Source organism: Flavobacterium xueshanense (assembly GCF_900112975.1).
Lineage (GTDB): Bacteria > Bacteroidota > Bacteroidia > Flavobacteriales > Flavobacteriaceae > Flavobacterium > Flavobacterium xueshanense.
Window position 1 is genome coordinate 131619 of the sequence record NZ_FONQ01000009.1, and the last position, 13001, is coordinate 144619.

Consider the following 13001-nt stretch of genomic DNA (forward strand, 5'->3'; position numbering starts at 1 on the left):
AAATGTACTGATTTTCAGCAGGTAAAACAATTTTTTTTAAATATAATAGCGGTTGACGCAAGCGCGACGCACTTGGGCCATCTTTAGGGTACAAATGTTAATTAACGTACTAAATATAGAGGCACTTCTAAAGCGATGCAACTTACTCATTTTAGGTTATGGGAAAATAGAAACCAAATATGCCATAATGAATAAAGAATTAGGTGAATTTTTTATTAGAGAAACGAAAGATTGTAAAACAAATGTGTGATGATTTTGAGAGAAGTTTAGTTTACTATATGATTTGTAAAACAAAAATTTACCTGAATGATTGAAATGAGAAGTAAACAATGATACCTAGTGTTGCTATTCCCGTCACGATAAATGTTGCATTGGCCCCAAACTGATACCAAATTACTCCAGCTAACGTACTTGCTAACATAGTGCATATGCTTTGAAATCCTGAATAGGTTCCTATTGCGGTGGCTGTATCTTTCCTATCAGAAATAGTACTAATCCACGCTTTTGAAATCCCTTCAGTTGCAGCTGCATAAACGCCATAAATAAAAAACAACGATGCTATTGCGTAAAAACTTGTACTAAAAGCCATTCCAAAATACACCATTGCAAATAACGAAAGTCCGAAAACGAACATTTTTTTCAGTCCTATTTTATCAGCAAAAATTCCTAATGGGAATGCACAAAGAGCATAGACCAGGTTGTAAAAAATATAAACTCCAATTACTGCTGTGTCACTCAATCCTGCTTGTTTGGCTTTTAATAACAAAAAAATATCGGAGCTGTTAAATAATGTAAATAATAATAATCCGATTACTAATTTCCGATATTGTGCTGAGCTTTTTTTCCAATAATTAAGAAAGGAGAAAAAGGGAATATGTTTTTTTTCTGTTGAATAGGATTTTGTTTTGTCTTTCAAAAAACGGGATGCTCCAACTGCAAGTACTCCTGGAATAAAAGCAAGATAAAATAGGGTTTTGTAATCCTGTGGATAAAAATAAAGATACATCAGCGCTAATGCTGGTCCAAGAACTGCACCTAATGTATCCATTGACCGATGAAAACCAAAAATTTTTCCTTTTGTTTCTGCTGTGGCTTCATCTGATAGAATAGCATCCCTTGCTCCAGTGCGAATTCCTTTTCCGAAACGATCTATCGTTCGTGCAATGAAAATCCATAGTGGAAAAGAAAAAACTGCCATCATTGGTTTTGACAATGCACTTAATGCATAACCGATTTGTACAAAAGGTACACGTTTTCCTGAACTGTCAGATAATTTCCCAAAGTAGCCTTTGCTTAATCCTGCTAAAGCTTCTGCAAAACCCTCTAAAACGCCGATTAGAACAATAGAAAATCCGATTGTTTTTAAATAAATAGGCATTATTGGATAAAGCATTTCGCTAGCCATATCAGTAAACAAACTGATTAAAGATAGTATCCAGACGGTCCTTGTAATTTTTTTTATTCTCATCAGTCATCAATTATTTCGTGAAATTAAATTAAAAATAATTTAAAATCTTTACCCGTACTAACATCAAATATAATCCATAATCACTAATTTTATTACAATAGCTTTTAAATAGTGGTGTGGAATTTTATGTTATGGAACGTGATAATTGCGGAGTAATTTATGTTGTAAAAAATTTTAAAAGCGTAGTTATTTGTTTATTTCACGAACATCCCTTTTTCTTTTTACAATTATTTTGGATATACTAATTTAGCTGGGAGATAAAGTTAAGAGAAAAGCTTGATTTGAACATATGAAAACACTCCATAAAATTTATGATACGGCTTTGAAAGAAAAAGCCGTTGAACATAGTAATGAAAGATCTAACATTACAGAACTAGCAAGAGAACTAGGTATTCGAGTTACATTGCTTTACAAATGGCGCAAAGATTATGAAAAATATGGTATTGGAAGATTTCCTGGCAAAGGAATTTTAAAGCAAAAACCAGATCAAAAAACAATAAGTGAGTTAGAAGCAAAACTCAAAGATGCTGAACTAGAGCGTGATATATTAAAAAAAGCAATAGGCATTTTTTCCAAGAACGGTCGATGATATTTGATTTTATAAAAAATCATGAAAAAATATTTCTGATTGAAAAAATGTGTAAAGTCTTAGAAATAAGTTCCGGCGTATATTACAGGTATAAAAGCAAAAAAATATCAATTAGATTATAGAGAATAATTGGTAAAAAAGAAAAGATAACAACCATTTATTTTGAAACCAAACAACGCTACACAAACCCAAGAATGACTATTGAGTTGCAAAGTTTAGGCTATCAAATTTCAAGACCCGAGAGTTTTGCTCGAACAGGCGAAGCAATATTATTAAAATCTTGATAGGTGCTAGCGAAGGTTTAGTTGAGCATGAGTTCCGTATCTGGAAGGTCAAAAACTTTTTTTCCATTACTGCCTGATGTAAATATTTAGATGCAATTGAAATGAATTATGATTCATTCTCGGTTAGTTTAAAACGGACTTTGCCGGGATATTTCTCAGCATAAGCAAGGATTAAATCCACGCTGTATTGGTTGCTTTTGTATGAAGTAAGATGATCTTTTATTTCAGAGGGATCGGTAAAACCAATATCCGATGCAATATATCCCATGCCATAAAAGTGACCGTTTTCAATCCAAATGCAACTGCGTTCTTCAGCAGTCCTGCCTTTGTCTATGATGGCAAAGCTTGGCCTGTTTTTTATTAAAAAATCAATGGCGTTTTCGACTTGCTCGTTGTGTAGTTCCACTTCAGGTAAATTGTCCCGATCCGGTTTTGGGATAAATTCTCCGTGGTCGTCCATGCCGTAATTACAGAATCGGTTATCAATGCCAAATTGTTCGGCCAAGCTGCGCAACACATTGATGCCTTTATACAAACTATTGAAAGACTCTATGCACGCCTGAAATTTGCCTAACTTTCCAATGGCCAAGTATCGGTAACCGCTGCGGGCTTCATATTCATACAGCCCATATTTAGGGTCAAAGCGTTTGAGTGCCCTGTTGTAGGTAGGCCACAGTTTCTTAATTTCAGTACATTCCAGCAACAGCGCCATTAATTCTGTAGCACAAACTTCAAAGGAAATACCGTGTATATCCCGCAGGAAATTTTGCCTTAGTGGCGTGATATTATGGCCAGTGAAATGGGAAGTCACCCTTTTTTGTAAGTTAATCGCCTTTCCTACGTAAATTACTTTTCTTGTCTGATCGTAAAAATAATATACTCCTGCTTTTTCAGGTAATTGCTCAAAGTCATTCGGCGGTAGGTTAGGAGGTAAGCGCTGGTCTTGAGAAGTTTTTTTTATCATTTTTTCGATAATTCCTTCAACGTCCCATTCCAGCAAACGGGAAAATAATATGGCTGTGGCATCCGCATCACCGCCGGCACGGTGTTGGTTTGTTAGAGGGATGTCTAAGGATTGGCAAAGCCTGCCCAAGCTGTACGAACCCAATCCCGACTTAATCTTTCTTGCTGCGCGAACGGTGCACAATTTTGGCGCGGTCCATTTGAATCCGCTTGCTTCGAGTTGGTGCCGAACAAACGAATAATCAAAGTTGACATTATGAGCAACGAAAATGCGTCCGGTAAGCATTTCTAAAACTTTTTCAGAAATAGTATCAAAAATAGGTGCATCCCGAACCATTTCATTGTTAATGCCTGTAAGCGAAAAAATGGCAAGCGGTATTTCTTTTTCTGGGTTGACGAGTGTTTCCCAGCGGTCGATTACGCTGGTTCCGTTATGAATAACAATGGCAATTTCTGTAATGCGACTGTTACTGGCATTACCGCCAGTGGTTTCTATATCTACTATTGCGTATTCCTGATTTTTCATTGGTTATATAACGTGAATTGTATTGTTATTCTTGTGTAAAAGATTAAAGACTTATGTTTTTTTCAAAAAAAGGTCAAACTGACTCTTTTTTTGCACTCATCTCCATTTTATGCCTCGGCAGATTAATCTCATGTTCCTGTGGATACGGTGCCCGATGGGTCATGCTGACATCTTCCCGAATTTGTTCGTGGACTTTATATTGTCTGTCGCTTGTATTGGAATATCTTGGATCAGGGAGGAACGGCATTTTGGCCATTTTGGTAACTGTAATGGTAGGAAAATGATAATCCACTTCTACAGTTCCTAAGAGCAAATAACAGCCACCGCCTTGGAACGGATATTTTTCCAGACTTTTAGTAAAATGTGCGGTATCGAAATATTCGCCTTCTATGTCTACCCAAGTTCCAAAATACATAGTTCCCATTTTGGTAGGAACGTGCTTTCTGGAAATGAGATACGCGAGCATTTTAACCGTTTTTTTATGGTGTTTTAGTAAATCTTTTGCCATTACGTCCCCTCGATATTTGGTCTGCAACAAATCAAAAGGGGTGCAGGAAACCGGAAAACTCAGCAGCTCGATTTCATCAAAAGCATCTTCAAAAGGGGAGCGTTCGAGTATAGGGAGTTCATATTCTTTGATTGGTTCCTGAAGCAGCATCAAGTTTCTATTTTCGGGTTTGAAATTGACTAAGATGAGTCTGGCAATCACCAGCAATTGGTTTTTTGTTTTTCCCGTAAAGCGGAAGGCTCCGATAAAAATCAAAATTTGTATGCCTTCAATACCGATGGGAATGCGGTTGATAAAATCTTCTAATGATTTAAATGCACCTTGTTCCTGCCGTTCTTTAACAATACCATGCGCTACTTTACTTTCCAAACCTTCCAGAAGCATGAAACCCAAATAAACGTCGATGCCGTATACCGTAGTTTCATAATCGCTCTTGTTTACACAAGGATTCTGAATGGTTGCACCCGACATTTTGGCTTCATGTACGTATACTTCGGTACGGTAAAAACCACCCTGATTATTAATAACGGCAACCATAAATTCAATAGGGTAGTAGACCTTTAAATATAAGCTTTGGTAACTCTCGACAGCATAAGAGGCAGAGTGCGCCTTACAGAAAGAGTAGCCGGCAAAGGATTCGATTTGTCTGTATATTTCTTCACTCAACTTAAGCGGATGTCCTTTTTGGGCACAGCAGGCAAAGTAATTATCCTTGACTTTTTGCAAAGCAGCTTTAGAACGTCCTTTCCCACTCATGGCCCGACGCAGAATATCTCCATCGGCTGCCGGAAGACCTGCATAATGTAACGCAATCTTTATCACGTCTTCCTGATAGACCATCACCCCATAGGTTTCGCCTAACTGTTCTTTAAAAACGTCATGAAAATACTCGAACTTATCGGGATGGTTGTGCCTGAAAATATATTCTTTCATCATACCGGATTGGGCAACACCCGGGCGGATAATGGAGGAAGCGGCCACCAAGGTTTTGTAGTTATCGCATTTGAGACGGCGCAATAAGCCGCGCATGGCCGGGCTTTCGATATAAAAGCATCCAATGGTTTTTCCATGGCTTAAAAAGTGATTGGCCTTCACCTCATTTTTTGATATAGCAGTATCCCGGATATCGACTTTGATTCCCTGATTTTTCTCGATTAGTTTTACACTGTCATCGATATGACCGATACCACGCTGACTCAGGATATCAAACTTTTCAAAACCGATGTCTTCGGCAATATGCATGTCGAACAAAACAATTGGAAACCCTTTCGGAGGCATTTCCAAAGGCGTATAATTGGTAATGGGTTCTTCTGAGATCAATATGCCACAGGAGTGCATGCTGCGTTGATTGGGGTATTTTTCGAGCAACATCCCGTATTCCTGCACTAGCTTTACGATTTTATTGCTATCATGCAGCTGCATTGGGTTTTTGGCCAATGCATCCAATTCCTCTTTGGGCAAACCAAAAACTTTACCCACTTCCCTAAAAATAGAGCGGTATTTAAATTCGACGTTGGTTCCGCAGAAAGCAACGTGATCGGCACCGTAAGTATCAAAAATATATCGGAGAATGGTGTCGCGTTCTTTCCAGGACCAGTCAATGTCAAAATCAGGTGGACTTTTGCGGTTCACATTTAGGAAGCGTTCAAAATACAAATCGAGTTCAATAGGGCAGATGTCCGTGATTCCAAGGCAGTAACTCACGATACTGTTGGCACCACTTCCCCGACCAATGTGCAAAAAACCCTGACTCATACTGTATTGAATGATGTCCCAAGTAATCAGGAAATAACCACTGAATTCTAATTGATCAATTACCTTCAATTCTTTCTCCACTCTTGCTGTTGCTTGGGGATTATCGGCACCGTACTTTTTAATTAATCCTTCATGAGCGAGTTTGGTTAAAAGCTGCATGTCGCTTTCCCGACTCTCGGAATAATACTTTTTGTTTTTGGGTGTTTTGAAATCGAATTCAAAATGACACTGATCCATCAGTTTCTGCGTATTTTCAATAATTTGCGGATAATCCTCAAATTTTGAAAGCAGTTCCTCCAAAGGAATCATTACTTCGGACGTCTTGCAATAATCATCCACAGTTAATTTGGACAAGATCACATTGGTGTCAATAGCTCGAAGGATTTTATGCAGATTGAATTCTCTTTTAGTCCGAAAGGTAACGGATTGTAAAATCACCATTTTGTCAAGCAAAGTCTTCCATTCCGGAAGAAACAATTTGGGAAGCTGATCTGGAGGAATGCCGATATATTCATGGTCTTTTAATACCGCTGGTTTATTTTCGAAAGGATAAATAATGACTACTTTTTTAAAATTAGGAGCGGATACTGGTAAAGGAGTATTTTCAAAATTATGTTTGGTCAGAAAGCGGTTCATTTCGGCGAGCCCATCGGCATTTTTAGCCAAACCGATATAACGCAATTGATGGTTGTAGCGAAATTCTATACCCACTATTGGTTTTATCCCAAGCTCGTGGCATGCTTTTGTAAAATCATAGATACCAGTAACCGTATTGATATCCGTTAGTGCCATTGTTTTTACCCCACAACTGACAGCCTGCTGTATGAGATCTAACAGTGGGATGGTGCCGTAGCGCAGCGAATGAAAAGAATGACAGTTGAGGTACATGAGTTATACTTTACGTTTTAAAATTTCTGATTTGTTATTGGGTTTGAAGGTCGCACCGGCACACCGCATTACGGCGTCAAAACCATAACGGCTTTTCATTTTATCCATGGCTTGATACAACGACAGCATTTCTTCGGTGTCCTCAAATAAATTGATTTGATAGGTTCCACGAACCAACCCACTGAAACGAATTCCAATCAATCTTAGCCGCATGCGACGCTGGTAAACTTTATCAAATAAATCGGTAACGGATTTAGTCAGCATGTGATCGGCTGAGGTATAGGGGACTTTGCATTGTTTGGTTTCAGTATCAAAATTGGAATACCGTATTTTAATAACTACCGTGGAAGTCAGCCATTCTTCGGAGCGCAACTGAAAGGCCAGTTTCTCTACCATTCCAATCAGTATTGATTTTAGTTTTGGAATGTCAATGGTATCCTGACTAAAAGTATGTTCCGTTGAAATGGATTTCCGTTCCGTGTAAGGCTCCACCGGATTGGTATCGATGCCATTGGCTTTCTTCCAAATGTCGATGCCATTTTTACCGATCATTCTTTGTAAAACTTCGGCAGGCATTTCTGAAAGCGTCTGAATGGTACGGATTCCAATTCGGGATAACAGCTGAAAAGTCACATCGCCCACCATGGGTATTTTTTGAATCGAAAGCGGATTTAAGAAAGACCTTACTTTATTTTCGGGTATTTCTAAGTTTCCTTTGGGTTTGGCTTCACCTGTACCAATTTTAGAAACGGTTTTGTTTATCGATAAAGCAAAACTGATGGGTAATCCTGTTTCTTTGGTAACGGATTGTGCTAGTTCGTTGGTCCATTTGTAACCCCCATAAAATTTATCCATTCCGGTAATATCAAGGTAAAATTCATCGATGCTGGCTTTTTCCACAATTGGTGCTTTTTCTTGGATGACTTCGGTTACGTCATGCGATAATTTGGAGTACAGTTCCATATCGCCTTTCATCACTTTTGCCTGCGGACAAAGGCGGAGTGCCATTTTAATAGGCATTGCGGAACGCACTCCGAAGGTACGGGCTTCGTAGGAACAAGAAGCGACAACACCACGATCTCCGCCACCAATAATCAAAGGGATTCCTTCCAGTTTTGAATTCCCCAGTCTTTCGCAGGACACAAAAAAAGTATCTAAATCCATGTGTACAATCGCTCTTTCCATCTTCTTTTCGTTTTTTATACTTTGCAAAATTAGTACAGATGATAACAAATTTGTCTATATTTGTTGTTACAAATTATAACAAAATACCTATGTCTTTATTTTCCGACAACATCAGGAACCTTAGGGTGCAACAAAAGATTTCACAAGAAAAGCTGGCTGAATCGTTAGCGATAACGAGGGGCAGATACGTCAAATATGAAGACGGAACCTCGGAAGCCCCGTATGAAATACTGAAGAAAATAGCCCATTATTACCACATTAGTATAGACCTATTGCTATCCGTGGATGTACGGAAAATTCCGTTAGATGATTTGTTGCAGTTAGAAAGTAACAGATTGGTGTTGCCAATCACGGTAGATAAAAAAGGAGATAACTTTATTGAAGTCGTAACGCAAAAAGTAAAAGCCGGGTATTTGAATGGGTATGCCGATCCGGAATATATTGAAAGTCTGCAACAGATTTCATTGCCGTTTTTGGGCTCGGGCAAGCACAGGGGGTTTCCGGTGGAAGGAGATTCGATGCCACCACATGCAGATGGCTCCATAATCGTTGGGCGGTATATTGAAAAGTTAGGAGACGTCAATGATGGCAAGACCTATATACTGATCACCAAAAGTGAAGGCATGGTGTACAAGCGATTGAATAAAAATAAAAAAAATGTACTGTTTGTGGAATCAGACAATAGTTTTTATCCGGTTTATGAAGTCAAGGTTTCTGACATTCTTGAAATTTGGGAATACGTGTGCAATATTGGACTCACAGATGAAAAACAGGAATTAACGGAAACGGCAAGTGTGACAGAAATGTTTTTAGAGTTGAAAAGAGAGATTAAAGATTTAAAATTAGGTATTAATAAACAGACGATACAATAAAAAAATTATTCTACAAATGACAAAAATGCACTTTATGAACTGGACAGCAAAATTGATAAAGCATATAAACGAAAGTAGAATCGCAGTTTATTTTGATAAAAAAGGCTGATTTAATCGCCCGTACCTGCCTGCCGGCAGGCAGGTAAAACACATAGAGGGAGCGAGATGGAGTCAGCAAAAAACAATGTGGCACATTCCGGATACAACTGAAAACAGAGTACGCTTTAAATTAGAACCTTTGGCAAATTCGCTGCCATCGGCGGAAGGGATAGTACAAATTGAAAAATTTAAGCAATGGCTTCGTTCTAAGCGTTACAGTGAAAGTACCATTGATACTTAAAGTGAAGCCTTAAAATCGTTCTTGATTTTCTATCGGAAAAAACCCATTTCCGTAATCACAAATGACGATGTAATTATTTTTAATAACGACTATATATTGAAAAAGAAGCTTTCAGCTTCGTATCAGAATCAAACTGTAAATGTAATAAGGCTGTTTTTTATGACAGTCAGAGAAACAAAAATTGAAGTTGATAAAATTCACCGAACAAAACGAGCTAAACTTTTACCCAATGTTTTGAGCAAAGAAGAAATAAAATTGATATTAAACGCTCATAGTGACATCAAACATAAAATGATGCTTTCATTGATTTATAGTTGTGGCCTGCGTTGTGGCAAATTATTAGCTCTCCAGCCGGTTCACATAGATTCGATGCGGAATATTGTATTGCTTAAAAATTCAAAAGACAAAAAAGACAGGATAGTCCCATTGAATCCAAAAATTTTAGAAATACTACGAGATTTCTACAAAGTATACAAACCAAAAACTTATTTATTTGAAGGGCAAACAATCGGATTACAATATGATGCGCGAAGTTTGCAACTAATATTGAAACAAGCGTTACAAAAAACAGGAATTACAAAGCCAGTCACTTTGCACTGGCTTAGACACAGTTATGCCACTCATTTATTAGAAAGTGGTACCGATTTAAGATGTATTCAAGAGTTATTGGGGCATAGCAGTAGTAAAACAACTGAAATATACACCCATGTGAGTACCAAAAGTATCCAACAAATAAAAAGTCCATTTGATGATTTGTAAGAATTTTTTAATATATTTGAAAATCAATAAAGCGAAACAAACCTTCGCCAATCTACCCATATTTGGGTGTATATACGAAAGTTTGTTTCGCCTATATACAAGTTGGCAGAAAATTTAACAAAAAGATGCGGGAGATGTTAACATATACGTTGAAATGCCAAAAGACAAAAAATATTGAGAGGAATGTAAAATTAAATTAGTAATCCAACAAGGCGGAACAAACTTAACCTTAAAAAAGTACCTAAAGTTTTCGTCTTTAATGGCAACATTATGTTGCAAAAGGGAAATAAAAAATCATGAAAAATTTAAAAAATTATTTTGGAGTTATTTTAGTTGCAACAATCGCAATTGTTTTTGTTTTTGCTTGTTCAAATGATAGTGATTCTAATAAATCTGTAGATTCTGCTAAAACAAGTGCAAATGCATTTAAATGTTTTATTTCTGGTGAAACTGTTTCAAATGCTGGAACTTATAATGCATTCTCAATTGTAAAATCAGGTAATACAACTACTTACAACTACAATAGTACTTTTGCTGTTAATAATGTTAGTTGGACAATTTTATCTGCAAATCCAACAGGTAGCATAACCCTAAATAATGATAATGGCAAAAGCGGAAGCGTTACTTTCGCATCAAATTTCGAAAGTGGTTATGTGCTAGCTACTGGTACCGATTCAAAGGGACAAATCTGCGGACCAGTTATATTTATTAAGAAATAAAATAGTTTAGCTAGAAAATATTATTTTTTAAAACTGTTGAAATTTAAAACGCCAAGTTAGAAGTTGAGCCATAAAAATCTTCTGCCAACAGCGGTTTTGAGCTAGCTGCAGTTTAGTGGAATTACCGTTTCGCATCAAGTTTTCTTTAAGTCGAAAATTGAAAGATTACGAATTTCCAGCCATCTCAAAGCCGCGTAACGTTATAAGCCATGAACCCAAAAATGCGGTGAAAAACGACTAAAATATTATTTATAATCGACAAAAAGAAAGATTCAAATTCATTAAAAAAAGTGATTCAGAAAGAAATCAAGGAAATATAATAAATTGTTTTATATATTTGTAAAAAGAAAAAAGGGATGCTAGCACATCCCTTTTTAAAATAACTGTTAGGCAATTTGCCAATCCTAATGAGAGACCCAGTTATTTTGTTTGCCCTCTAATGTGGGGACTTATTGAAATTTTGAGTGATTATTTCACTCTTTTAACTGTAACTGTTGTTTTGATTTGTACAGTTCTTTGAACCTGTACTCGTACAGGAACAGTTTTTACAATAATGGTTCTAGTTGCCATTTCACTGATTTTAATGTTATACCGTTAAATTCACTTACCAAAAACTCGAATACTCGTAATATTCGAGTTTTTTTTCGTTTGACCATCCCGAAGGAATATTGACGACATTTGTCGTAGTTCTGTTATTTAATCATTATCATTACCTATCATCACTTCAGAAAAATTTATATCGGGCAATAAATCTAAGTCTGGTTTATGTTCTTTTTTGAAGTCACTTCCCATAATCCAAGAAGGATGTCCCCAAAAACTTAGTACATTTTTTTCATTGTATCTAACAAAAAGTAATTTCGACTCTTTTTTAAGCTTTCGAGCAGTATTATCAATACTAACTTTATCGTTACCTACTAACTCATTATAAGTGTCCTGAACGTCTCTAAGTTTGCAAGCCTTTGTTAATTTATTTTCAAAAATCCACAGAACTTGTTTTTCTTTTGTCGCTTTACTAGGAAATACTTTTGAAGATCCAACACTTGAAGAACTAAGATCACTATTGAATTTATAATCTGAACCTTCAAATCCGTAAATTTTTAAAACAGTATCAATAGCTTCAAGTTGTTTTAATACATCCTTTCTTTTTTCTATTAAATCTTCTATTACATCCATTTTGTTTGTTTTTAAAAAAGAACTTTATAATATTAAAATCCTCTTGATTTCTACAAAACAAATGTATGTATAATTTTTAAATAAAAAAGACTTTACAAATAAACAAAAAATAACTTTACGAACAATTACGCAGTATTAAGGTAAACTACTATAGATGCTTTTATATGTCAACCCCATATTTATAAGGTAGTTTTTCAAATATCGCAATTTCAAAAGATGTTAATAACTTTTATCAATGTTTTTTCATTAAAGAGTATAAATAGACACAATAATCAAATTAAGATAAATAAAAGATAATCAAAGAAAAAAGGACAACATATATACACGGCTTATAACACACGCTACAAGCAATTTGGGCATTAGGCTTAATTTGAAATTGGTTTTGTATTTGGAAGATTTGGCAAATCCGAATAATGGGCTTAATTTAGTCCCAAACTGCTTGTAGCGCGGGAACATCAAACTGTCTAATAACCTTCTTCTTGGTTGCTTATATTTTTTGTATTAAAAATCTTTCAAATAACTTGCTTAACTCGTTGATTTTTTGTACATTTAAGTATGAAATTCATCAACGGAACCAACAGAAATCAATTCCCGCTTTTTGCCTCGTCGATAGATGATGCCATAGCGAAAGATAACGAAATCAGGCTCATTGACCTTTTTGTAGACAGTCTTAAACTCCCTGATTTTGGCTTTACTTTCGATTTTGTCGAAAACGGAAGACCCGCTTATCATCCTTCGGATTTACTTAAACTTTTTATTTACGGGTATCTCAATCGCATGCGTTCCTCCAGAACTTTGGAGAAAGAATGCAGTCGGAACATTGAGCTCATGTGGCTTTTGAAGGGACTCGTTCCTGATCATAATACCATTGCTAATTTTCGCAAAAACAATCCCAAAGCTATTGCTCGCGTTTTTCGTGCAACGGTAAAACTCGCCGCTCACTTTGAACTCATTGGCGGAAGCCTTGTCGCT

General features: G+C 36.5%; 11 protein-coding genes and 1 pseudogene. 7 read left to right on the plus strand and 5 right to left on the minus strand.

Features of this window, described 5'->3' with window-relative positions; genetic code table 11:
* Positions 1–298: 298 nt before the first annotated feature.
* Positions 299–1468 carry an MFS transporter gene (locus BMZ76_RS10155; protein WP_244281787.1) on the minus strand — a complete coding sequence of 390 codons (1170 nt, stop codon included), beginning with the start codon at positions 1466–1468 and terminating at the stop codon, positions 299–301.
* 289 nt (positions 1469–1757) lie between these two features.
* Between BMZ76_RS10155 and BMZ76_RS10160 the strand changes: the two genes are divergently transcribed.
* A complete protein-coding gene (locus tag BMZ76_RS10160; protein ID WP_091205671.1) occupies positions 1758–2057 on the plus strand; it encodes a transposase in 300 nt (99 codons plus the stop codon).
* A gap of 390 nt (positions 2058–2447) precedes the next feature.
* Here BMZ76_RS10160 and BMZ76_RS10165 read toward each other — a convergent pair whose 3' ends face one another.
* The 3 genes from BMZ76_RS10165 to dinB all read right to left on the minus strand — a co-directional run bounded on the left by BMZ76_RS10165 (position 2448) and on the right by dinB (position 8166).
* Positions 2448–3830: an exonuclease domain-containing protein gene (locus BMZ76_RS10165; protein ID WP_091205675.1), complete on the minus strand. Its 1383-nt coding sequence runs from the start codon at positions 3828–3830 to the stop codon at positions 2448–2450.
* Positions 3831–3903: 73 nt separating this feature from the next.
* Complete coding sequence (locus tag BMZ76_RS10170; protein WP_091205679.1) at positions 3904–6981, minus strand: DNA polymerase III subunit alpha; 3078 nt, start codon at positions 6979–6981, stop codon at positions 3904–3906.
* A gap of 3 nt (positions 6982–6984) precedes the next feature.
* Positions 6985–8166 carry a DNA polymerase IV gene (gene dinB, locus BMZ76_RS10175; protein WP_091205681.1) on the minus strand — a complete coding sequence of 394 codons (1182 nt, stop codon included), beginning with the start codon at positions 8164–8166 and terminating at the stop codon, positions 6985–6987.
* An 89-nt stretch (positions 8167–8255) separates the two neighbouring features.
* Between dinB and BMZ76_RS10180 the strand changes: the two genes are divergently transcribed.
* From BMZ76_RS10180 to BMZ76_RS10190, 5 genes and pseudogenes are all read left to right on the plus strand, one after another.
* Complete coding sequence (locus BMZ76_RS10180; RefSeq protein ID WP_091205702.1) at positions 8256–9038, plus strand: XRE family transcriptional regulator; 783 nt, start codon at positions 8256–8258, stop codon at positions 9036–9038.
* A gap of 184 nt (positions 9039–9222) precedes the next feature.
* A complete protein-coding gene (locus BMZ76_RS16175; RefSeq protein ID WP_244281788.1) occupies positions 9223–9378 on the plus strand; it encodes a hypothetical protein in 156 nt (51 codons plus the stop codon).
* 15 nt (positions 9379–9393) lie between these two features.
* Positions 9394–9549, plus strand: a pseudogene (locus BMZ76_RS16180) (phage integrase N-terminal SAM-like domain-containing protein); the annotation flags it as partial.
* Positions 9538–10137, plus strand: coding sequence for a tyrosine-type recombinase/integrase (locus tag BMZ76_RS10185; protein WP_244281790.1), 600 nt, complete (start codon positions 9538–9540; stop codon positions 10135–10137). The pseudogene BMZ76_RS16180 and the gene BMZ76_RS10185, both read left to right, overlap by 12 nt.
* A gap of 296 nt (positions 10138–10433) precedes the next feature.
* A complete protein-coding gene (locus tag BMZ76_RS10190; RefSeq protein WP_091205683.1) occupies positions 10434–10856 on the plus strand; it encodes a hypothetical protein in 423 nt (140 codons plus the stop codon).
* A gap of 696 nt (positions 10857–11552) precedes the next feature.
* Here BMZ76_RS10190 and BMZ76_RS10195 read toward each other — a convergent pair.
* Positions 11553–12029, minus strand: a complete 477-nt coding sequence (locus BMZ76_RS10195; RefSeq protein ID WP_091205686.1) for a hypothetical protein — start codon at positions 12027–12029, stop codon at positions 11553–11555.
* A 555-nt stretch (positions 12030–12584) separates the two neighbouring features.
* Here BMZ76_RS10195 and BMZ76_RS10200 point away from each other — a divergent pair.
* Positions 12585–13001 (plus strand): transposase (locus BMZ76_RS10200; protein WP_143071080.1); only part of this gene is annotated, 417 nt, incomplete at its 3' end.

Excerpts from the sequence above, each read along its gene's own strand:
- BMZ76_RS10195 (WP_091205686.1), bottom strand. The coding sequence starts at position 12,029 with ATGGATGTAATAGAAGATTTAATAGAAAAAAGAAAGGATGTATTAAAA.
- dinB (WP_091205681.1), bottom strand. The coding sequence starts at position 8,166 with ATGGAAAGAGCGATTGTACACATGGATTTAGATACTTTTTTTGTGTCC.
- BMZ76_RS16175 (WP_244281788.1), top strand. The coding sequence starts at position 9,223 with ATGTGGCACATTCCGGATACAACTGAAAACAGAGTACGCTTTAAATTA.
- BMZ76_RS10160 (WP_091205671.1), top strand. The coding sequence starts at position 1,758 with ATGAAAACACTCCATAAAATTTATGATACGGCTTTGAAAGAAAAAGCC.
- BMZ76_RS10185 (WP_244281790.1), top strand. The coding sequence starts at position 9,538 with ATGACAGTCAGAGAAACAAAAATTGAAGTTGATAAAATTCACCGAACA.
- BMZ76_RS10190 (WP_091205683.1), top strand. The coding sequence starts at position 10,434 with ATGAAAAATTTAAAAAATTATTTTGGAGTTATTTTAGTTGCAACAATC.
- BMZ76_RS10180 (WP_091205702.1), top strand. The coding sequence starts at position 8,256 with ATGTCTTTATTTTCCGACAACATCAGGAACCTTAGGGTGCAACAAAAG.
- BMZ76_RS10170 (WP_091205679.1), bottom strand. The coding sequence starts at position 6,981 with ATGTACCTCAACTGTCATTCTTTTCATTCGCTGCGCTACGGCACCATC.
- BMZ76_RS10165 (WP_091205675.1), bottom strand. The coding sequence starts at position 3,830 with ATGAAAAATCAGGAATACGCAATAGTAGATATAGAAACCACTGGCGGT.
- BMZ76_RS10155 (WP_244281787.1), bottom strand. The coding sequence starts at position 1,468 with ATGAGAATAAAAAAAATTACAAGGACCGTCTGGATACTATCTTTAATC.